Below are 20045 nucleotides of genomic sequence, written 5' to 3'. Positions count from 1 at the left end.
CAATTGTCTATCGGGTATAGACACTCTGTTGAAACTGCTTGTTGCCGACTATTGAAAATGTAAGCGGAAGCGTAATAAACGTTCTTACGGGCTTGCCTTGCAGCATAGCGGGCGCCATAACTTTCTGCGCTTTTACTACCCGTAAAGCCTCCTGGTCGAGAATGGGGTGGGCTGATTGCACAATATCTGCTTCTGTAATCTGACCTAGTTCATCTATTACCACATGCACTAACACCTCTCCCTGAAGCTGGGAGCGTAGAGCTTCAACGGGGTACCGGGTAGCGCGCCCAATGACATGAGGCAAGGGCATTTCTTCAGAAGTGCCTGCGAAAACTGGCGCAGTGTCAGCGTACGCATACACTGGGGTAGCAGTAGCAACGGGAGGCGTAGTATAGAAGTCGATAGGCAGGGTGTAGCTGCTGGCACTGGGTATCCCTTTGCGTAAGGCTGGTTGCCAGGCCGGCATGGCTGCCACATATTGCTCAGCCGCTTGCACCAGTATGGGGTTGGTGGTAGTAGCCGGAGCAGAAGCGGCAACTGCAGGCTCCGATGACTTTTTTGGCTTAGTAGGTTTAGGTGGTACCAAGGCCTTTATGAAATCTAAGCTTCCATCAGCTTCTACTCTGAAACGCACATATACCCGCCCTTCTGCTTGAGAAGCGCGGGCTGCCTTGGGATAGGGGGCGGCACTCAGGTAAGCGGCTAAAGCCTGGGGCCCACCCGGGAAGCGCACATCCGTGGTGGTGAGGGCAACGGGAACAGCCCTACCGGCCCGGGTCGCCAAAATATTTTCTACATCAGGCGGGAGTTTAAACGTAATGGGCAGCGTAAAGGCTACCGGCACCGCGCGCCCATGTTGCTTGCCGGGTGAGAAAGCCGACAGTGCCTTAACAGCTAGTACAGCCGCCGAGTCAAGCAGTGGGTGCACCCCTTTCACCACCGTGGTCTGTTGAACGGCGCCCGTGGCACCTACTACAAACTGCACAAATACCCGTCCTTCCAGGCGTTGCTGCATTGCCTCAGTGGGGTAGGCCACCGTTTGGCCAATAGTTTGGAGCAGGGCCTGCTGGCCACCCGGAAATACAGGCATTTGCTCCACGTACGTATACACGGGGCTGCTACCCGGCGCAGTTGGGATAGATACACTCTGGGCCCAGCCTGCCTGGCCTAGAAACAGTGCAATGGCTAGCGTTGGTATAAGCGCGCACTTCATAGTAAAAGGGAATAGATTAATAGGTAGATGAGCCGTTCAGAAGCTTGCTTCAAGCCTAAAACACATACGGAGCTGACCCAGGGCCTTACTGCCAGCGAAGGTACGCAGCAGCAGGCTTCGGTCAGCTCCCTATGAGAAGAGAGGAAATAGGGCTCTTTAGCTTATAAGACCCATTTGTAGCATTTTCTCGGCAATCTGCACGGCATTGGTGGCGGCACCTTTGCGCAGGTTGTCGGCCACCACCCACATATTGAGGGTACGGGGCTGGGTTTCGTCGCGGCGCAGGCGGCCTACTAGCACGGCATCTTTGCCATGGGCGTCTTTGGGCATGGGATACACGTTGTGTTGAACGTCGTCAACCAGCTCCACGCCTTCGGTCTGGCGGAGCAGTTCGCGTACGTCTTCCAGGTCAAACTCCTCAGCAAACTCCACGTTTATGGCTTCAGAGTGGCCGCCCATTACCGGGATGCGCACCGTAGTAGCCGTTACCCGGATGGAGTCGTCGCCGAAGATTTTCTTGGTTTCCTTCACCATCTTCATTTCTTCCTTGGTGTAGCCATTCTCCTCGAACACGTCGATGTGGGGCAGTACATTCAGGTCGATGCGGTGCGGGTAAGCGGGGTTGCTGGGCTCCTGGCCGGCGCGCTCTTCCAGCAGCTGATCAACGGCTTTCTTGCCAGTGCCTGTCACGCTCTGGTAGGTGCTCACCACAATGCGCTGGGCCTTGTAGCGCTCATGCAGCCTGTTGAGGGCCACTACCATCTGAATGGTGGAGCAGTTGGGGTTGGCAATGATTTTATCTTCGGAAGTGAGCTCCTTAGCATTGATTTCGGGCACTACCAGCTTCTTGGTGGGGTCCATGCGCCAAGCCGAGGAATTGTCGATAACCACGGTGCCAACCTCGGCAAAGCGGGGGGCATCCTCCTTAGAGGTAGTACCGCCCGCTGAGAAAATAGCTACTGCTGGCCGGGCCGCAATGGCGTCGTCCATGCTCACCACTTTGTATTTCTTGCCCTGAAATTCAATTTCCCGGCCTACTGATTTCGCAGAGGCTACGGGCAGGAGTTCAGTGACCGGGAAGTTGCGCTCGGCCAGTACTTTCAGCATTTCGCCCCCGACCAGGCCGGTGGCACCTACTACGGCTACTTTCATGAGTTTAGGAGTTGTACGGCCGCAAATGTACGGCACGAAATTCTGGTTATATTTCATGCCTGATTATAGAATACCAAGCTTCTGGTACTTTTCAAGGGACTAACTGCTTGTGGTGAGAATAAGCAAGCATAATTTTGAGCTACGCCCCAGCTACTTAGTCTATTCTTTGTGAAGAAATGGTTACTTCTGCCGCTGCTACTAAGCGCGGTGCCTGCCGCCGCTCAGCTGGTTGACACATTCACTGACGGCAACTTTACCCAAAACCCCACCTGGACCGGCGACGGGGCCGCTTTTCAGGTAAACGCGGCCCAGCAGCTCCAAACCAACGGGCCGGCCACTACCGGTACCGCGCTGCAGCTGGTTACGCCCTGCACCGCTACCACGGGTACAACCTGGGAGTTTTGGGCCAATCTGAAGCTGGCTACCAGCAGCGGCAACTACGCCGATGTGTGGCTGATGGCTGACCAGGCCGACCTGAAAGCCACCGGCACCAAAGGGTACTTCGTGCGCCTCGGCGGGGCGGCCGATGAGGTCTCTCTTTTCCGTAAAGACGCTACCGGGAGCCCGGTAGTTGTCATTAACGGGCAGGATGCCACGCTCAGCTCCACGAACAACAACCTGGTGCGGGTGCGCGTGACCCGCACGGTGCAAAACCAGTGGAAGCTGGAGCGCGACCTAACCGGCGGGGTGGCCTACGTGAGCGAGGGCATCGCCACCGATGCCACGCACCAGCGCAGCGTCTACTTTGGGGTGTACGCCACGTACTCATCGGCTAACAGCAAGGCCTTTACCTTCGATGATTTCCGGGTGACGGACGCCACGCCGCCGGTGCTGGTAAAAGCCACTGTGCCCGCCGCCCAGCAACTTGATCTTGCCTTCAATGAGGCTGTAGCGCTAGGCCAGGTGGCCACCAATTACCGGCTCACTACTGGCCTGGCAGCAACCGCCGCCCAGCGCGATGCCACCGACCCCACCCTGGTACACCTGACGTTTGCCACCGACCTGCCGCTGGGCGCCCTGACCCTGGAAGCGCAAAACGTGGCTGATCAGTTTGGTAATGCGGCGGGACTGCTCACGGCCACGGTGCAGAACAACGGGTTTCCGGTGGCACCCAGGCTAAACCAGCTGCTTATCACGGAAATTATGGCCGATGAGAGCCCAGTGGTAGGCCTGCCGGCTTCAGAGTTTGTCGAAATCTATAACCCCTCCGCCACCGCCTTGCTTGATTTGGCCGGGGTGCGCCTCCTCAAGCCAGGCAGTGCCAGCAGCGCGGCCGTGTTTCCGGCGGGGGCGGTGCTGCTGCCCGGCGAGTATGCCGTGGTATGTGGCAGCACCCGCGCCACGCAATTTGCCGCGTATGGCAAGGTGTTCGGGCTCACCAATTTTCCCAGCCTGACCAACTCCGGCGACCAGCTGCTGCTGCGTGGGAAAGACGGCCGCACGCTCTTCGAAATCAGCTATTCAGACACGTGGTACAAAGACACCCGCAAGAAGGAGGGCGGCTGGACGCTTGAAATGCTGGATGCCGCCAACCCGTGCAGTGGCCTGGAGAACTGGTCGGCTAGCCTTGACCCCAGTGGGGGCACCCCGGGCCGCCACAACTCCGTGCAGGCCGCTAACCCCGACCGCACGGCGCCTAAGCTGCTGCGGGCCCTGGCGTTGTCGGCTACGTCGGTGCGGCTGGTTTTTGCGGAGAAGCTGGATAGCACGGCGGCCGCGGCACTTGCTCTGTATGCCCTCAGTACCGGTACGGCCATTACGCAGGCAGCTCCGATAGCGCCAGATTTTCGGGTAGTAGACCTCACGCTGGGCAGCCCGCTCATGGCCAACCAGCCGCTCTCAGTAACCGTGCAACGAGCCGTAGATTGCGCCGGCAATGCAGCGGGGCTGGCCACCTCGGCCACGTTTGCCCTGCCCGTGCCGGGTAGCCCCGGCGATGTAGTGGTGAATGAAATTCTATTTAATCCGCGCTCTGGCGGGGTTGATTTCGTGGAGCTGCTCAACCGCTCTGCTAACTACCTGGATATGCGAGGCTGGCAATTGGGCGGGCAAAAAACAGATGGTTCACTGGCTTGGGAGCCCATCAGCTCGGAGCCTAGGCTACTGGGCCCGGGACAATTAGTGGTGCTAACCACCCAGCCTGAGGTAGTGCGGGCCCACTATACCACCAACGACCCGGAAGCTTTTCTGACTATGCCCGCGCTGCCTTCTTACCCCGATGCGGCCGGCCTGGTGGTAGTGGCCGATGCCCTAAGTAAGGAGCTAGACCGCTATTCCTACACTGAAAAGCAGCACCTGGCCCTGCTGGATTCGCGGGATGGGGTGTCGCTGGAAAGAATCAGGGCCACGGGGCCGAGCTTGCCCGTAAATTTTCATTCTGCGGCCAGCAGTGTGGGCTACGCCACACCGGGCCGCCCCAACTCCCAGCAGCAGGCTGACCCCACCGGCGCGGGCATGCTAACGCTGGAGCCGGAGCTATTTACCCCCGATGACGACGGGCAGCAGGACTTTATCACGCTTAGTTACCAGCTTGATGGGCCCGGCTATGCGGGTTCCGTAACTGTTTATGATGCTCAAGGCCGCCTCGTGCGCCGGCTGGTACGCAACGAAACCCTGCCCACTAAAGGATTCTGGCGCTGGGATGGCCTGACTGATCAGAACCAAAAAGCCAGCGTAGGCTACTATGTGCTGTTGGTAGAGCTGTTCAGGGCGAACGGCGGTGAGAGGCACGAATATCGCAAAACAGTGGTTGTAGGTGCCCGTTTTTAGGCGAGGAGAGGGGGTGAAAGTAATTTTCACGCAACAAAGGCTAAAGGGTTACATTTTGTGGGCTTTGCAGTGTCAATTTCATAACAAGACGGCGCAACAGCGGCTGTATCATTTGTGTTGGCGCGTTGCCACGCAGACACTGCGCTCGGTTTATGGGCGTGGAGCAGGCAGCCGGCTCCGTTAACGAGGACAAGCAGGCCGATACGGTGCTACTCCGCGCCCATCCACTGGCGGCTATAACCAACGCCGACCGGATTGCGGCGGTAGTGCCGCGGGAAAACTTTACCCGAAAGCCGAACGAAAGGCTTTGCTGGGAGCCGCGCGGAATACCCAGCAGCGGCTTTGCTACTTACATGGTAGTGTCAGCGGCTTGCATGGTAGAGGTGGAGTCGGGCGGTAAGTCAATCCGCGGGGCAAGCTCGTCCGTTTCGGCTTGCGTTTTCACGCCCGGCGTAGGGGCGGTGCTGGCATCATATTTATTTCTGTCGGCGGTATCAACTTGGCACGAACTCAGGGCGGCAGTGGCAATACTGACTACCAGAAAGAGCTTACTGAGATTTTTCATTTCGTAAAAGGGTAAGAATGAGCTAAGAGGAATAGCTATTAAAACGAAATAGGTAGGTGCTTGGGTTGTGAATTAGACAAATAAGCCAACTGCTGCCTTCAATCAGTAGACTTTTTTCGGCCTGTTCTTTAGGCAACAAGGTGCCGAAAACGACCTTGCCGCTGCGGGTGGGAAGTAGGCTGTAGTGTTGGGCATTAAACCTCCTGCCGCGAGGCGCATCTAACCACCCGAACCCACCCCGCAGCCGGTATGACTTCGCAGCAGCAACTACAGCATTTGTACTGGCGCGCCGGCTTCGGGCCGCGGCCCCAAGACGTAAAAGCCGGCAGCTCGCCGCGCAAGGTATGGCACCAGCTGCTGCAAAACTCTCAGGTTTTTGAGCCGCTTACGGGGCCGGCCCCACCGCCCAACGAGCCGCAGCTGGTAATGTCTGCCGCCCCAGCTGCTGGTACTCCGCAAAGCAGCATGATTACCACCCCCGACCAGACCCAAAGGCAAGGCATGATACCGGCGGCCGGAGGTGCGGCGCAGATGCAAGCCGGCTCCGTAGGCCAGATGCGCCGCCGGGAGCTGACGCCGGCCCAGCGCAAGCAGCGGAACCTGGAGATTCGGAGTGCTTTCTATGCCATGAACACGGGCTGGCTGAACCGCATGGCTACTTCACCGGCCCAGCTGCGCGAGAAGCTGACGTTTTTCTGGCACGGGCACTTTGCCTGCCGGGTACGCCAGCCAGAGGCGGCGCTGCAGCTCAACAACACCATTCGGCGGCTGGCGCTGGGCAAGTTCTCTGAGTTGCTGCTGGCCGTGAGCCAGGAGGCAGCCATGCTGCAGTTTCTCAACAATCAGCAGAACCGTAAGCAGCGCCCCAACGAGAACTTTGCCCGCGAGGTAATGGAGCTCTTCACGCTGGGCCGCGGCCACTACACCGAGCAGGATGTAAAAGAGGCCGCCCGAGCCTTTACCGGCTGGGGTGCTGATGCCCAGAACCGCTTTGTATTCCGGGCGAAGCTGCATGATGATGGTCCCAAAACCTTCCTGGGCCACACCGGCAACTTTGGGGGCGAGGACATTCTGCGCATCATCTTGGAGCAGCCCCAAACGGCGGAGTTCATTACCACTAAGCTCTACCGCTTCTTCGTGAACGATACGCCCAACCCGGCCCACATTAAGTTGCTGGCGCAGGAGTTTTACAAGAGCCAATACAATATCAGTGGCCTACTGGAGCGCATATTTCTGGCCGACTGGTTTTATGCCGCGCCCAACGTGGGTACGCGTATTAAGTCGCCGGTGGAGCTGCTGGCGGGCATGAAGCGCACGTTTGGTGTGCAGCTCGCCGACGACCGGCCCCTAGTTGTATTTCAGAAGGCGCTGGGCCAAACGCTGTTTCAGCCGCCTAATGTGGCGGGCTGGCCCGGTGGTCGCAGCTGGATAGACTCTTCTTCCTTGCTGTACCGCCTGCAATTGCCCTCGGTACTGTTTAAAAACGCCGAGTTTCGGGTGGCGCTAAAAGACGACGAGAACGACATTGCCCCGCAGCTTTCCCGCGCCGACCGCACCTTTCAGCAGTCCGTGCAAACCACCGTGAAACTCGCGCCAGTACGGGAGCTACTGGCCCAAACCCCCGCACCGCAGCAAGCCGCCCAGCTGGCCGATTTCGTGCTGCAAACGCCCATCCGGCCTGATAGTCTGGCGCTGGTACAAACTGCCGCGGCCAGCGCCCCCGACGAAAGCCGGCTGCGCACCCTGGTAACGGCCCTGCTCAGTTTGCCGGAGTATCAGTTGATGTAACCAAACGGTTGGCGCTGCCTAAAACCCCTTTCCTATGCCTACTTCCCGTCGTGATTTTCTAAAGGCCTCGGTGCTGGCCAGCTCCCTGCTGTTTGTGCCCAAGTTCCTGCACGCGCTTGACCGCCAGGGCCTGCAGCCACTGCGCAACTCCAATGGCCGGCGGCTGGTGGTGGTGCAGCTGGGCGGCGGCAATGATGGCCTCAATACCATCATCCCGTACCGCAACGACGAGTACTACAAGGCCCGCCCCACGCTGGGTATTCGGGAGCAGAGCGGCATCCTGACGCTAGGCCAGGACCTGGGCTTCAACCCCGCCATGACCCAGCTCAAAGGCCTGTATGATCAGGGCAAGGTGGGCATTCTAAACGCCGTGGGCTACCCCAATCCCGACCGCTCGCACTTCCGCTCTATGGACGTCTGGCAGAGCGCCTCCGACTCAGATAAGTACGTGGGCACGGGCTGGCTGGGCCGCTACCTTGATGCTACCTGCTCCGACGGCCACCTGCCTTATACTGGCCTAGAGCTGGATGACACGCTGAGCCTGGCCATGAAGGGCAACTTGCGCAAAGGCCTATCCCTCAAGAACCCCGAGAAGTTTCATCAGCTCACCCAAAACCGTTTCATTGCTCAGGTAAGCCGCGAGAAAGCTTCTGCTGCCAGCGGCTCAGAGCTGGATTACCTGTATAAAACGCTGGCAGAAACGGCTTCCTCGGCGGAGTACCTGTACCAAACCTCCAAGGTGTACAAGTCGGGGGTGGCGTACCCCAATACGGAGTTTGGTAAGAGCCTCAAAACCACCGCTGAGCTCATTAATTCCGGCATTGACTCGCGGGTGTTTTATGTGTCGCTCACGGGGTTTGATACGCACGTGCGGCAGCAGGAGCAGCAAGGCCGGCTGCTGGGTGACCTGAGCAGTGGCCTAGGCTCGTTTACCGAAGACTTGCAGAAAGCCGGCAACCTTGATGATACCCTGATTCTGGTGTTTTCGGAATTTGGGCGCCGTGTGAGCCAAAACGCCAGCAACGGCACCGACCACGGCACCGCCAACAATGTGCTGCTGCTGGGGGGCGGGCTGAAGCAGCAGGGCATCCTTAACGCGGCCCCCGACCTGCTCAACCTCGACCAGGGCGACCTGCGCTACCAGCTCGACTTTCGTAGTATTTACGCCACTGTGCTCCGCGACTGGCTAGGTGCTGATGATCAGCTGATATTAGGGCGAGAGTTTGCGCGCCTGCCCGGGCTGGTATAGGCGGTGGCTGCATGTGTGAGATGATAAACTGCAGCAGCTCAACTATATCCTTTGGTTTTCAGAAGCGTAAAAAAGGCGTTCGTTCTCTCTAACACCTTTTTAGCTATGAAAGTCATTTCACCCCGCATGCACGGCATGCTTGATTACGGCACCATTGCCCTGTTTGCTCTGGCGCCCACAATCTTCAACTTCGATGGGCCGTATGCCACGGCGTGCTACGTGCTGGCCGCCGGTTACCTGCTCATTACGCTGGCTACTGATTTCCCGCTAGGCCTCATGCGCCTGATTCCCTTCCCCATGCACGGGGGCCTAGAGCTAATAAGTGGTCTGGCGCTGCTGGCAGCTCCCTTCATCTTCGGTTTCCATGATGATAATACTGTAGCCCGTAACTTCTTCATGATTATGGGTATCGTGTTCCTGGGCTCCTGGATGCTGACCGACTGGCGCGCCGACACCCACACGCACACCCAGAATAACATGATGCCTCACCACTAGGCCAGAGTAAGTCTTGCTAATGAAAAAATCCCGCGACGTACGCCGCGGGATTTTTTATGATACCTGGAGTGCGGCGCATAAGGTGAACCGTATCCTTGTGGTAGCCAGGCCGTATTCTTTAGCATGGTTCCACCCCTCAAGCCTAGTATTTCATGAAAATCATGTCTCCGGCCGCCCACGGCGTTGTTGATATAGCGTTCATCACCACTCTTACCATGGCCCCCATCATGTTTGACTTGGTGCCAGCTGTTGATATTGCTTGTTTCGTAATGGCTGGCGGCTACCTGCTAGTCACTCTCCTCACTGACTTTAAGCTCGGTCTGATCAAGGTTATTCCCTTTCCTGTTCACGGCTGGCTCGACCTGCTCACGGGCCTGGCCCTGCTGGTAGCCCCCTTCCTGTTTGATTTTAAGGCGGGCAGCGCCGAGCGTAATCTCTTTTGGGTGCTTGGTGTGGTGTCAGTAGTCACGTGGTTTATCACCGATTGGAAAGCCAATACCCGCAGCCTCATGACCGATCAATAAGCCTCTCCTGGGCTACTGCCCTCATTATGCGCAAGGCCCCCTGCTGCAGTAACAGCGGGGGGCCTTATTCGTGAATGCACGCCTAGCGGCGCAGTACCAGTCCCACAAAATACTCCCGGTCGGCCTCGCGGGTAAGGGCCAGGTGGCGGCCAACGTCTAGTTGAGCGTTTTTACCAAGTAAGAACACCGGTCCGAAATTCAAAGCTGTACTCCACTTGGGCTCCCGAAAATCATGAATCGTGACGGCCTCCACAAAGCCGGTTAGCCAAGGCCGGAAGCTATGATCCAGGTTAAGGGAAGGCGCTAGCTCAACGTAATGCTGGCTGGCTTCCCGGTCGTAGTTAAGGCGGGAAGCCAATTGCCCACTGAGGTTCCAATTGTCGGAGAGGGCATACGTGGCGGGCACCAACAGGCCATACTCTAGGCCACCTTCACCTACCTTCTTTCCCGTGGGCAGCAAAACATAGCCAATGAGCCCCAGCGCCAGCGGCCCGCGCGTGGAGTCGTTGCCGATAAGATTACGTTTTACCCGCACTGTGATGTCGCCGAACCCAGCCTGTCGCTCGGGCGGACCGCCGCCGTCGGGCCACTGCTTCTCAATTACGTAAGGGTCCACGAAGAGCTGCAGATCAGTTTGGTCGGAGAGGCCTAGCTTGAGGCTAAGGGCATCGAGGCGGTAAGAGCGGGTGTGCGACGTTGCGCCGGGGCGGCTACCTATGTACCGGGCCAGGTCTGACTCAAACATGAAGTGGCCGGCATCCAGAGTGAACGGGCTTTCCGTCACGCCGGGGCGGTCGGGGGTGAGGGGGCGCATCTGGCTCCGGGGCACCGGCCGAAATAGCGTGTACCGCGGGCCGGGCGGCGTCTGCTGGGCCATTAGGGCCAGGGGCCAAAGCAGAGCCACTAGTAGCAGAGTATAGCGTGTAATCATGAGGGGAGAGGAAAAGAGGTGTGTATCCCGCCCCTACGCAAACGCCCCGGAAGTGGCCTAGAACGCCATTGTTATTTTCAGGCTGAAGTTGCGCCCCTGGTTGTAAATGCCCCGCCGCCCCGTAGGAGAGGCCGCGTAGTATTCAAAGTATTTCAGCCGGTTAAGGTGCGACTGGTACGTGGTGTTCAGGGCATTATCAAGCTGCACAAAAAGCTGCAGCCATTCCCGCTTCTCGGGGCCGGTAGCTAGGCCAGTACCCAGGCCTACGCCCAGCAGGGCATAGCCCGCCGTGCGGGTTTCAGTGTTATCAACGGCGTAAAAGCGGTTTTGCGGCGCATTATAGTCTAGCACGGCCCGCACGTAGGCGTGCACCAAGTGGCCCCAGGGTTGCTGGCTGGTGAGGCGGGCTTCAGAGCGGGTGCGCAAGGGCGGGATAAGGGGCAGGTATTTGGCGGCAGCACCGTTGGCTTCCAGCAGTTGCGCTTCGCGGTTGAGGCCCGTAACGTAAGCTAAGCTATTGCTGAGCGTCAGGCTGGGCAGCGCCCGCGGGTGCAGATTTACTGTGGCCTCAGCACCGTATAGCAATGCCCGGCCCTGCTGGTACTGGTAGGTGGCGTTGCCGGGCACAATAATCACGGGTTGTCCGTCGGGGCCATTCAGGCGGGCCTGGTAGATGTAGTTGTTGATGGCGTTGTGGAAAACGCTGGCACTCAGCTCCGCATCGGGGAGGTAAGCACTAAGGCCCAGGTCTTCCTGCAGGCTGAACTCGGGCCCGAAGCTACGGTTGCCCAGGTACACAATGTGGGCGCCCGGGTCGAGGCCATTGGAGCCAACCTCTGTGATATTGGGTGCCCGATACCCCCGGGCCACGTTGGCGCGCAGCACCAGCCGGTCGGAGAGGCTATAGGTGGCCCCCACGCTAGCCGACACTCCCCGGTACGTACCCCGAAACGCGGAGAACTGGGGCGCCAGGCCACTGCGACCCTCCACTTGCTGCGGAAAACCGGTTGCCGGGTTTTTTCCCACGTAGAAATCTGCCCACCGCAGTACCCGTGTATCGTAGCGCAGGCCCCCAGAGAGGTCGAGCTTGCCAAAGCTTTTCTTCAGAAAGAAGTACCCGCCCACATCAAATAGGGTGTAATCAGGAATGGGGAAGTCGGTAGCGTTGCGGTTGGTGTTGGTCTGGTACATGCCGTTCAGGCCCAGCGTGGCTTCAATACCTTGCCAGGCTGGGGCGGCATAGCGCAGGTCGTAATTGTAGGTATTAAGCGCCACGGCTAGGCCAGCCTGCGCGGGTGCCGTGGGGTGGTTGTACTCGCGCCGTACATTCTGCTGCGCCCCTAGCAGGGCGTGCAATTCCCCCTGCGCCAGCCGTAGCCGGGTGCGGCTGAGCAGGCGGTAGTGCTGTATGCGTTGGTGCAGCGGGTTGATGCGATAGGTAGCCAAGTCGGCATCGGAAACGAGGGGGCGGTGCTTGATGTCGTCCTGCTCACCTTCAAACACCTGCCTTGTAAAGCGCCGGCTCAGGGAGTCGCGGCTGCCGTCGGGTATCTCCTGCAGGTTGTTGTAGAGCGTGGCGTAGAGCTGGGTAGCGCCCCAGGTTTTCTCTAGGCCTGCCATGGCCGTTAGGTTGAGCTCCCGGAAAGCCGTGCCGTACACGCGGCCCTCCAGCGCGTTGCGGTAGGCCTGGGCCAGGCGGTAGGAGCCCCGTGCCGCGTACTGCCAGCCGTTGCGGTTATAGTGCAGGCCCAGGGAGGTGCCAATCAGGTTGTTGTTGGTTTGATACTCGGTCAGGGCGTCGCCGTGCAGCTCGCCGGCGGGGCCGTTGGGGAGGCGGGGCAGCATGTTAATAACGCCCGCTACGGCATCGGAGCCATAAATCAGGCTAGCGGGGCCTTTCACTACTTCAATCCGATCAATGTCGTACTGGTCAATCTCAATGCCGTGCTCATCACCCCACTGCTGGCCTTCCTGACGTAGGCCGTTGTAGAGGGTGAGCACCCGGTTGTAGCCGAGCCCCCTGATGAAGGGCTTAGAGATATTGGGCCCTGTGGTAACGGCGCTGAGGCCGGGCACACCCTTCACGGCGGCGTCAATCACGTTGCTGCTGCCGTTGAGGTTCACCTCCCGCCGACTGAGAACGGCAATAGGTACGGGGCTCTTGCGCAGCTCCGTAGTCCGTGAAACTCCCGTTACTACCACTTCCTGCAAGGCTGCCGGCGTGGGAGTAAGCTGCACGTGTACGCTGTGGGTTTGGCCCGCCACCACCGTCAGGCGCTGCCGCTGGCCCTGGAACCCAATGCTTGAAATCACTACTTCTTGGCTGCCTGCCGGTACCCCATCGAGCACAAAATGGCCCTTGGCGTCGGTGGCGGTACCCAGGCGGTTGCCGGGGAGCACCACGGTGGCCAGTTCCAAGGGCTTGCCCTCGGCCAGTACCTGCCCCCATATGCTACCCGTAGCCTGGGCTGACGCCACTTGGCTGTAGCAGCTAAGAACAAACGTAAGCAGCAGAAAGTAAGTGAGTTTCATAGCGCAGTGCGTTGGAAGATGTACTAGTTGAGAGGTGGCAACGAGAATATTTAAACTGGGGTAAATAAATATTTAGCCTCGTCTAAAAGTATAATCTCAAAAAAGCGCTGCTTTGGCCAGGCCAACAGCAGCGCTTTCGTTTTATCCGAAGAAGGTTTGGAACAGCAGGTAGCAGTTAAGCAGCACAATAATGCCCGACACGCTCCAGGCCGTAGTCTGTAGCCAAGGCTTGTTTACAAACACGCCCATTTTGGCCTTGCTGCCCGTAAACAGCACCAGCGGAATCACTGCAAAGCTCAGCTGGAAGGAGAGAATAACCTGGCTGAGCACCAGTAGCTCACCCGTGCCTTTCTCCCCGTACAGCCAGGCCACTATAAAGGCCGGCACTACCGCAATACCGCGCGTAATCAGGCGGCGCACCCAGGGTTTGAGCTTAAGATCCAGGAAGCCCTCCATCACAATCTGTCCCGCCAGTGTGCCCGTGAGGGTAGAGGTTTGCCCGGAGGCTAACAGCGCCACGGCAAACACAATAGAGGCGGCACTGGCACCCAGTACCGGTGCCAGGAGCTGGTGTGCATCGGCAATGTCGGCCACGTTTTGGTGGCCGTTGCGGTGGAAGGCCGCCGCCGACGTAATCAGGATGGCCGCATTCACGAAAAAGGCCAGGAACAGAGCCACCGTGCTGTCAATGGTAGCAAACTTGATGGCCATGCGCTTACCGGGCTCGTCCTGGTCGAAGGCCCGGGTTTGCACTATGCTGGAGTGCAGGTACAGGTTATGGGGCATTACGGTAGCCCCCAGAATGCCAATGGCGATATAGAGCATCTTGGGCGTGGTCACAATCTGGGGCTGCGGCACCAAGCCACCCAAAATGCCAAACCAGTCGGGCTTCGAGACAATGATTTCATAGAGAAAGCACCCGAAAATCACGGTTAGTAGGCCCGCTACAATGCTTTCGAGTACCCGGAAGCCTCTGCTCTGGAACAGCAACACCACCAGCACATCCAGAATGGTAATGGATACCCCCCAGGTGAGCGGCAGCCCAAACAGCAGGTTCAGGGCAATGGCAGAGCCAATTACCTCGGCCAGGTCGCAGGCGGCAATGGCTACCTCGCACAGCAGCCACAGCACCTTGGCCACCGGCGCAGAGTAATGGTCGCGGCAGGCCTGGGCCAGGTCGCGCCCGGTTACAATGCCCAGCTTGGCTGCCAGGTGCTGGAGCAGCATGGCAAACAAATTGGAAATCAGAATTACCGAAAGCAGCGTATAGCCGAAGCGGGAGCCCCCCTCAATATCGGTAGCCCAGTTGCCGGGGTCCATGTAGCCCACGGCCACCATCAGGCCCGGCCCCCAGAACGCCATCAGCTTGCGCCAAAAAGAAGCACTTTGCGCGGGTACCCGAATGGAGGCGTATACCTCGGCCAGCGAGTTATGCTTCCGGGCCCGGCGCCAGCCGGTAGCGGCCTGCGTGTCCGCTTCGGAAGGAGTAGTAACGGGAGGAGGCTGTATAGCTGGAGGCATAGAGTCAGGGGTACTTGAAATCACAAAGTAAGCAATTTTAGGGTAGTCTAAATTTATTTTTAAGACAGGTTAATTACTGGTTTTGTTTCAAAAAGTTGTGTCATCGGTGGCCCACCGGGTTTTTTACCTGAATTTTGTTGTTCGCTCCACGGTTACGTCCTCATGGTTTCACTCCCCCTCAAAACGCGCTACGGGCTATTATCGTTGGTTGTCAGTGTGGTGTTAGTAGCAATTAAGTTCTACGCCTATCTGCTCACCCGCTCCCAGGCCGTACTCACCGACGCGCTGGAGTCTATCATCAACGTAGTCACGAGTGGTTTTGCCCTGTACAGCATCTACCTGGCCAGCCTCCCCAAAGATGAAAACCACCCCTACGGCCACGGCAAAATTGAGTACCTCTCCATTGGGTTTGAGGGTGCCCTGATTCTGACGGCCGGCGTGTATATTTTCCGCTCGGCCATTCTTTCTTTGCTTGACCCGCACGCCGTAGAGCGGCCCGACTGGGGCATGGCCCTGCTGGCCTTCACGGCCGTGGTAAACCTGGTGGTAGGCTTCTTGCTGGTGCGCGCCGGCCGGCAGCATAACTCCGTAGCACTGGTAGGTGATGGGCAGCACCTGTACATGGACTCGGTGAGCACCCTAGTATCGTGCGCGGCGCTGCTGCTGGTGCTGTTTACCGGCAACGTATTGTTTGACTCCGGCGCCGCTCTGGTGCTGGGCGTATTTATTGTGGTGAATGGCTACCGCATGCTGCGCCGCTCCATTGGGGGCCTCATGGATGAGTCAGACGTGAAAACGGTGAAGCAGGTGATTTCTGAGCTGCAGGCGCACCGCCAGCCCTCCTGGATTGACGTGCATAACCTACGGGTGCTGCGCTACGGCGCCGATCTGCATGTGGATTGCCACGTGACCATGCCCTACTACTTCACTCTCGATGAAACCCACGGCCAGGTGCACCGCATTGAAGAATTCGTGGCCAGCAAGTTTGACGTAGAGGTAGAAATGTTTGTGCACGCCGACCCCTGCACCTTCGCGGCCTGCTCGCACTGCCACATGCCCGACTGCCCCGTGCGGCAACACCCCTTCAGCCAGGAAATCCCCTGGACGCTGGCCAACACCGTGAAGAACGAGCGCCACCAGCTGCTGTTGGAAGAGGAGTAACCTCACCCTCAGCCCCTCTCCTCGGGGAGAGGGGTGCCAAACGACTTGGGTGACTGAGCTATACGTTAGAATGCACCCCTCTTCCCGAGGAGAGGGGCCGGGGGGAGGTACACAGTTACTTATCAATAAACCAGGAGTAGAGCAGCCACAGCAGCGTCAGGAGCCCAAAAACGTACCAGATCCATTTGTTGGATTCAGGATCGGAGCCGCTGGTTCGCTCGCGGCGTTTCAGGAAAGGAGGAAGCATAGGGAAGAACGTAGGCTTGAACAACGAACTACTCCTCCCATACGGACGCCAAGAGTTGGCGTTCCGGGCCACGGTGCGGGCTGCACGCTTCCGCGCTTTCATGGCTATTCTACTACTAGGCGCTGCGTATAGCTTCCGGTTGGGGTGAGTACGCTAGCCGAGTACAGCCCCGGCCGCAGCCCGGCCACCGACATAGCCAACGACGACTGGCCTACGGCGAACCGGCTGCTCAGTACCACCCGGCCCAGGGCATCACGCAGTTCAGTGGGCAGGGTAGCCGTAGCTGGGGCAGGTAAGCGCAGCGTTACGCTGCCTCGGGCAGGGTTGGGCCATAGGCCTAGCATTTCTTGCCGGGCCGCGGTGGTGGGGGTAGGTACGTAGGCGAGGTTTTCGAGCACCAGAATACGGTCGTCGGTGGGGGCGGGGGTGCCGCGGCCGTCGCGGTTGCTGGTACCCACGTACACGCGCCCCTGCGGCGAAACGCAAATGGCCCGCAGCCGCCCGAAGGAGGTAAGGCTAAACACGCCCTCGCCCGCGGCAGCCGTACCGGCCGTGTTAAGCGGAATTTGGGTGAGCTTGCTGCCGCGCAAAGTAGCCGCCAGCAAGCTATTGCGCCAGCCCGGAATAGCGGGGTGGTTGTAGTAAGTGAGGGCGGCTACTCCTACGGTGGGCGCCCAGGTGAAAATGGGTTCCCGTACGTTGTTTGCGCTGCAGTAGGCCTGTTCGGCCGGGAGGTTGCAAAGGCCCTCTACGGTAGGCCAGCCATAATTGCGGTTGGGCTCAATGATGTTCACCTCGTCCTCGGCATCCTGCCCATGCTCAGAGCTGTACAGGATTCCGTTGGCCGCCCGCACTAGCCCTTGGGGGTTGCGATGCCCAAAGGTATAGCTCGCGTTGCCGGCCACTGGGTTGTCGGCCGGAATGGTGCCATCGAGGTTTAGGCGCAGCACCTTGCCATTGAGAGAGGCGCGGTCTTGGGCAGTGGGGCGGTCCTGGGCGTCGCCGGTGGTCATAAGCAGGGTGCGGTCGGGGAGGATGAGCAGGCGCGAGCCGCTGTGGGTGCTCACGGCCAGAATGCCTCCTAACAGCACCACGGGGCTGCCCAGCGTACCGTTGGCGTAGGTCAGGCGTACCAGCTTCTCCTTATAGCCATTGTCGTTGTAGTTGTACACCACATACACATAGGGCGAGGTCGAAAAATCGGGATGGAGCACCATGCCCAGTAGGCCACCTTCGGAGCTGGTTACCACATCACTGAGCGTAATAAGGGGGGTAACAGCGCCGGTGTTGGGGTTCACGCGACTGATGCGTCCGCCACGCTCCGTCATCCAGATAAAATTATCGGGGCCCCATAGTAGCTCCCACGGCACCTCTAGGCCAGTGCTCAGCGCCGAAACCGTAACGGTAGTAGTACCCACCGGAAAGGTGGTAAGCACCGGCAGCGTTTGTGCCCGCCCTACCACGGCCGCGCTGGTTACTACAAGGCCAGTGATACATACTGCATACAGAGTTTTCATAGTCAGGGGGTTATTCAAAGGATAGTGTTCCTCCGATGAACGAATTATTCTGCCAGACGGATGAAGCCGCTGCACCTTTTCAGGCCGTACCTTGCTAGCCTGTTTCTCACCTGGCTCTAGGCCACTTGTTCTGCCTGTCCTCCCGCATGTACACCATCAGCACCGACCCCGCTCAGCTCGACGTTACGGCTATTCATCACTACCTGTCCCAAGAGTCGTACTGGGCAAAGGGAATTCCGCTGGAAACGGTGCAGCGAGCTATTGCCAACTCCCTCAACTTTGGTGTGTATGCGCCCTCGGGCCAGCAAGTGGCCTACGCCCGCATCATCACCGACAAGGCCACTTTCGCCTGGCTCTGCGACGTATTTGTGCTGCCCGCGTTCCAGGGGCAGGGCATTGGGAAACAGCTACAAGCCGCCATCTGGGCCCATGCGGAGTTGCAGGGCTTACGGCGCTACTTGTTGGCAACCTTAGATGCGCACGGCCTGTACCGGCAGTTCGGGTTTCAAGACCTGGCCGCTCCGGAGCGCTATCTGGAAATCCGGCGGCCCAACCCGTACGGTACGCCCACGGCCAACTAGCAGCGCAGCCGTAGCAGTGGCCTAGGCCACTTTGGAGCCTATGTAAAGTAGGGCCCCGTTATTATACTATGCCCTCAAGCGGGGCCGTTGTGCTGTAATAAAATATAGAGAAAGATATACGTGTTTGTTGGTCAATGGCTTTGGATATAAAAGACCATTAACTGCAAAAAACACAAGCTCGTCTACTATAATCTGCCTGCCGGAGGTAGTATATTTCTATCATACGCCCCACCTAGTTGCTTCAGTATTGCCATGGTTATGAATACGACTTTGCCTGCTCGCTGGCACCAGCTGACAGCGCCTCTTATCCCAGATGAAACTCGTCGTACGGCAGCCCTCAAGCAACTCACAGAAGCGTACCAAGCCTCCGACCGGCACTATCATTCCCTGCAGCATATCCGGGCCCTGCTCAACTGCGCCGATCTGCACGCCAGCCTTCTCCAGGATGCCGAAGTGGTGCAGTTAGCCATTTGGTTTCATGATGCCGTGTACAGCACCCGCCGCGACGATAACGAAGCTCGGAGCGCTGCCCTGGCGCTGGAGTTTCTAGGACACTCTACGCTCTCTCCGGAACGCCGCCAGCGAGTGGCCTACCTCATTGAGCGCACCCAAGACCACACCCAGCCCCAGCCCGCCGCCGATCCTGACCTGCACTTCTTCCTCGACGCGGACCTGAAAATCCTCGGGGCCCCGGAAGCCGATTACTGGCAGTATGCCCGCCAGGTGCGCCAGGAGTACCGCCTCGTGCCCGATTTCCTCTACCGCCGTGGCCGCCGCAAAGTGCTGGAGAAACTACTCACCGCCCCCGTTCTCTATCAAACCTCCCTCTTCCGCAACAAGCTCGACGCGCAAGCCCGCCGCAATTTGCAAGCTGAGCTAAAAGCCTGGGAAAGTGGAGGGGTGTAAGAGTTATAAGTAAACATAAAACGACTTATCAGACAGTTTGAAGTGGAGAACGTAGCGGCAAGAGCGATGAAGTGTATTTAGCACGCTCTTATCCCTTGTCTTACCTTTCGCCCTTGATGACGCCTCCAATCTTCCACAACCGCCGAATTATTTGGGAAAGCAAAGCCAAACTGGTGGGTGTGATTAGCATCAGTTTCCTGTTTGTAGCCGCAGCCTTTTGGACCCGAGATCAATCTTCTTCCTTCATGTTTTGGGGAAGTATTCTGTTCTGGGGGGGAGGAGGCCTAATGCTCCTCTACAAGCTGCTCAACCCCAAGAACCTATTCGTAACTCATAATTCTGCGTTGGGCAAACAGGTGATTGCGGAGGAATTCAAAGCAGCACAAGCTAGCCTGGGGCCTTTCTCTTATGACGCAGCGGGGTTCCTACTAACGCAAGAACTTGGTACGGCTTATTATGCCTGGGGCGACTTGGAATCCGTTTTTGGCTACAAAAGGGACGAGTACGTCACCGATGAAATATGCCTTGACCTCTTCTTCGGCAACACCTCGTCCTTAACCTTGACGGAATCAACGCTTGGCTGGTATCAGTTCCTGATAAAACTCCAGCAGCACGTCCCCTCTATTTCCCCCGATTGGCAAATGATTATAGCAGTGCCGGCCTTTGAAACTCGGCTCATCCTGCTCTTCGACAAAGCTAGCCGGCCCCAGCACCAAGTAGAACCTCTTTGCTACAAAGAGTAGACTATCACAAACAGGACTTTCCCTCAACCAAACGGCTCTAGAAAGTCCCTCACCTGTCTGGGTTTCGTCCCTTATCATAATGTATATTATAAACGAGGACTTAGGAAAAGGATAGTTTATCCCTACTGCACCTGAATCTTGGTTGTGGTAC

General features: G+C 58.2%; 17 protein-coding genes. 9 read left to right on the top strand and 8 right to left on the bottom strand.

Annotated features, from left to right (window positions below; all coding sequences use genetic code 11):
* Positions 1–7: 7 nt before the first annotated feature.
* Both HMJ29_RS04530 and HMJ29_RS04525 read right to left on the bottom strand, forming a co-directional pair.
* On the bottom strand, positions 8–1213 hold the full coding sequence (locus HMJ29_RS04530; RefSeq protein ID WP_171590352.1) for a TonB family protein: 1206 nt from the start codon (positions 1211–1213) through the stop codon (positions 8–10).
* Positions 1214–1369: 156 nt separating this feature from the next.
* Positions 1370–2365, bottom strand: a complete 996-nt coding sequence (locus tag HMJ29_RS04525; protein WP_171590351.1) for an aspartate-semialdehyde dehydrogenase — start codon at positions 2363–2365, stop codon at positions 1370–1372.
* Positions 2366–2533: 168 nt separating this feature from the next.
* Here HMJ29_RS04525 and HMJ29_RS04520 point away from each other — a divergent pair, with 168 nt between their 5' ends.
* Positions 2534–5134, top strand: coding sequence for a lamin tail domain-containing protein (locus tag HMJ29_RS04520; RefSeq protein ID WP_171590350.1), 2601 nt, complete (start codon positions 2534–2536; stop codon positions 5132–5134).
* A gap of 349 nt (positions 5135–5483) precedes the next feature.
* On the opposite strand, the gene HMJ29_RS04515 is transcribed toward HMJ29_RS04520, so the two are convergent.
* The gene (locus HMJ29_RS04515) at positions 5484–5699 is read right to left on the bottom strand and encodes a hypothetical protein (RefSeq protein WP_171590349.1); all 216 of its coding nucleotides are present in this window, start codon (positions 5697–5699) and stop codon (positions 5484–5486) included.
* 249 nt (positions 5700–5948) lie between these two features.
* Here HMJ29_RS04515 and HMJ29_RS04510 point away from each other — a divergent pair, with 249 nt between their 5' ends.
* The 4 genes from HMJ29_RS04510 (at position 5949) to HMJ29_RS04495 (ending at position 9755) form a co-directional block, all read left to right on the top strand.
* Positions 5949–7487 (top strand): DUF1800 domain-containing protein, encoded by a 1539-nt coding sequence (locus HMJ29_RS04510; RefSeq protein ID WP_171590348.1) that lies wholly within the window; start codon positions 5949–5951, stop codon positions 7485–7487.
* A 34-nt stretch (positions 7488–7521) separates the two neighbouring features.
* On the top strand, positions 7522–8736 hold the full coding sequence (locus HMJ29_RS04505) for a DUF1501 domain-containing protein (protein ID WP_171590347.1): 1215 nt from the start codon (positions 7522–7524) through the stop codon (positions 8734–8736).
* 105 nt (positions 8737–8841) lie between these two features.
* Positions 8842–9231 (top strand): SPW repeat domain-containing protein, encoded by a 390-nt coding sequence (locus HMJ29_RS04500; protein WP_171590346.1) that lies wholly within the window; start codon positions 8842–8844, stop codon positions 9229–9231.
* Between the two features lie 152 nt (positions 9232–9383).
* On the top strand, positions 9384–9755 hold the full coding sequence (locus tag HMJ29_RS04495; RefSeq protein WP_171590345.1) for a hypothetical protein: 372 nt from the start codon (positions 9384–9386) through the stop codon (positions 9753–9755).
* An 82-nt stretch (positions 9756–9837) separates the two neighbouring features.
* On the opposite strand, the gene HMJ29_RS04490 is transcribed toward HMJ29_RS04495, so the two are convergent.
* The 3 genes from HMJ29_RS04490 to HMJ29_RS04480 all read right to left on the bottom strand — a co-directional run bounded on the left by HMJ29_RS04490 (position 9838) and on the right by HMJ29_RS04480 (position 14739).
* Positions 9838–10686 (bottom strand): transporter, encoded by an 849-nt coding sequence (locus tag HMJ29_RS04490; RefSeq protein WP_171590344.1) that lies wholly within the window; start codon positions 10684–10686, stop codon positions 9838–9840.
* A gap of 57 nt (positions 10687–10743) precedes the next feature.
* Positions 10744–13218, bottom strand: coding sequence for a TonB-dependent receptor (locus tag HMJ29_RS04485; protein ID WP_171590343.1), 2475 nt, complete (start codon positions 13216–13218; stop codon positions 10744–10746).
* A 141-nt stretch (positions 13219–13359) separates the two neighbouring features.
* Positions 13360–14739: an Nramp family divalent metal transporter gene (locus tag HMJ29_RS04480; RefSeq protein ID WP_171590342.1), complete on the bottom strand. Its 1380-nt coding sequence runs from the start codon at positions 14737–14739 to the stop codon at positions 13360–13362.
* Positions 14740–14901: 162 nt separating this feature from the next.
* On the opposite strand from HMJ29_RS04480, the gene HMJ29_RS04475 reads away from it, so the two are divergent.
* Positions 14902–15900: a cation diffusion facilitator family transporter gene (locus HMJ29_RS04475; RefSeq protein ID WP_171590341.1), complete on the top strand. Its 999-nt coding sequence runs from the start codon at positions 14902–14904 to the stop codon at positions 15898–15900.
* A 115-nt stretch (positions 15901–16015) separates the two neighbouring features.
* Here the strand turns inward: HMJ29_RS04475 and HMJ29_RS20595 are convergent, their stop codons facing one another.
* Positions 16016–16147, bottom strand: coding sequence for a hypothetical protein (locus HMJ29_RS20595; protein ID WP_262922199.1), 132 nt, complete (start codon positions 16145–16147; stop codon positions 16016–16018).
* A gap of 104 nt (positions 16148–16251) precedes the next feature.
* Positions 16252–17664 carry a PQQ-dependent sugar dehydrogenase gene (locus tag HMJ29_RS04470; RefSeq protein ID WP_171590340.1) on the bottom strand — a complete coding sequence of 471 codons (1413 nt, stop codon included), beginning with the start codon at positions 17662–17664 and terminating at the stop codon, positions 16252–16254.
* Between the two features lie 146 nt (positions 17665–17810).
* Here HMJ29_RS04470 and HMJ29_RS04465 point away from each other — a divergent pair, with 146 nt between their 5' ends.
* The 3 genes from HMJ29_RS04465 (at position 17811) to HMJ29_RS04455 (ending at position 19894) form a co-directional block, all read left to right on the top strand.
* A complete protein-coding gene (locus tag HMJ29_RS04465; RefSeq protein WP_171590339.1) occupies positions 17811–18245 on the top strand; it encodes a GNAT family N-acetyltransferase in 435 nt (144 codons plus the stop codon).
* A gap of 258 nt (positions 18246–18503) precedes the next feature.
* Complete coding sequence (locus HMJ29_RS04460; RefSeq protein ID WP_171590338.1) at positions 18504–19151, top strand: HD domain-containing protein; 648 nt, start codon at positions 18504–18506, stop codon at positions 19149–19151.
* Positions 19152–19267: 116 nt separating this feature from the next.
* Positions 19268–19894, top strand: a complete 627-nt coding sequence (locus HMJ29_RS04455) for a hypothetical protein (protein WP_171590337.1) — start codon at positions 19268–19270, stop codon at positions 19892–19894.
* The last annotated feature ends 151 nt before the right edge of the window (positions 19895–20045 follow it).

Source organism: Hymenobacter taeanensis, from assembly GCF_013137895.1.
Lineage (GTDB): Bacteria > Bacteroidota > Bacteroidia > Cytophagales > Hymenobacteraceae > Hymenobacter > Hymenobacter taeanensis.
This window is presented reverse-complemented; position numbering and strand designations above follow the sequence as displayed.

Excerpts from the sequence above, each read along its gene's own strand:
- HMJ29_RS04465 (WP_171590339.1), top strand. The coding sequence starts at position 17,811 with ATGTACACCATCAGCACCGACCCCGCTCAGCTCGACGTTACGGCTATT.
- HMJ29_RS04490 (WP_171590344.1), bottom strand. The coding sequence starts at position 10,686 with ATGATTACACGCTATACTCTGCTACTAGTGGCTCTGCTTTGGCCCCTG.
- HMJ29_RS04525 (WP_171590351.1), bottom strand. The coding sequence starts at position 2,365 with ATGAAAGTAGCCGTAGTAGGTGCCACCGGCCTGGTCGGGGGCGAAATG.
- HMJ29_RS04485 (WP_171590343.1), bottom strand. The coding sequence starts at position 13,218 with ATGAAACTCACTTACTTTCTGCTGCTTACGTTTGTTCTTAGCTGCTAC.
- HMJ29_RS04475 (WP_171590341.1), top strand. The coding sequence starts at position 14,902 with ATGGTTTCACTCCCCCTCAAAACGCGCTACGGGCTATTATCGTTGGTT.
- HMJ29_RS04510 (WP_171590348.1), top strand. The coding sequence starts at position 5,949 with ATGACTTCGCAGCAGCAACTACAGCATTTGTACTGGCGCGCCGGCTTC.
- HMJ29_RS04515 (WP_171590349.1), bottom strand. The coding sequence starts at position 5,699 with ATGAAAAATCTCAGTAAGCTCTTTCTGGTAGTCAGTATTGCCACTGCC.
- HMJ29_RS04530 (WP_171590352.1), bottom strand. The coding sequence starts at position 1,213 with ATGAAGTGCGCGCTTATACCAACGCTAGCCATTGCACTGTTTCTAGGC.
- HMJ29_RS04470 (WP_171590340.1), bottom strand. The coding sequence starts at position 17,664 with ATGAAAACTCTGTATGCAGTATGTATCACTGGCCTTGTAGTAACCAGC.
- HMJ29_RS04455 (WP_171590337.1), top strand. The coding sequence starts at position 19,268 with ATGACGCCTCCAATCTTCCACAACCGCCGAATTATTTGGGAAAGCAAA.
- HMJ29_RS04505 (WP_171590347.1), top strand. The coding sequence starts at position 7,522 with ATGCCTACTTCCCGTCGTGATTTTCTAAAGGCCTCGGTGCTGGCCAGC.
- HMJ29_RS04500 (WP_171590346.1), top strand. The coding sequence starts at position 8,842 with ATGAAAGTCATTTCACCCCGCATGCACGGCATGCTTGATTACGGCACC.
- HMJ29_RS04480 (WP_171590342.1), bottom strand. The coding sequence starts at position 14,739 with ATGCCTCCAGCTATACAGCCTCCTCCCGTTACTACTCCTTCCGAAGCG.
- HMJ29_RS20595 (WP_262922199.1), bottom strand. The coding sequence starts at position 16,147 with ATGCTTCCTCCTTTCCTGAAACGCCGCGAGCGAACCAGCGGCTCCGAT.
- HMJ29_RS04495 (WP_171590345.1), top strand. The coding sequence starts at position 9,384 with ATGAAAATCATGTCTCCGGCCGCCCACGGCGTTGTTGATATAGCGTTC.
- HMJ29_RS04460 (WP_171590338.1), top strand. The coding sequence starts at position 18,504 with ATGAATACGACTTTGCCTGCTCGCTGGCACCAGCTGACAGCGCCTCTT.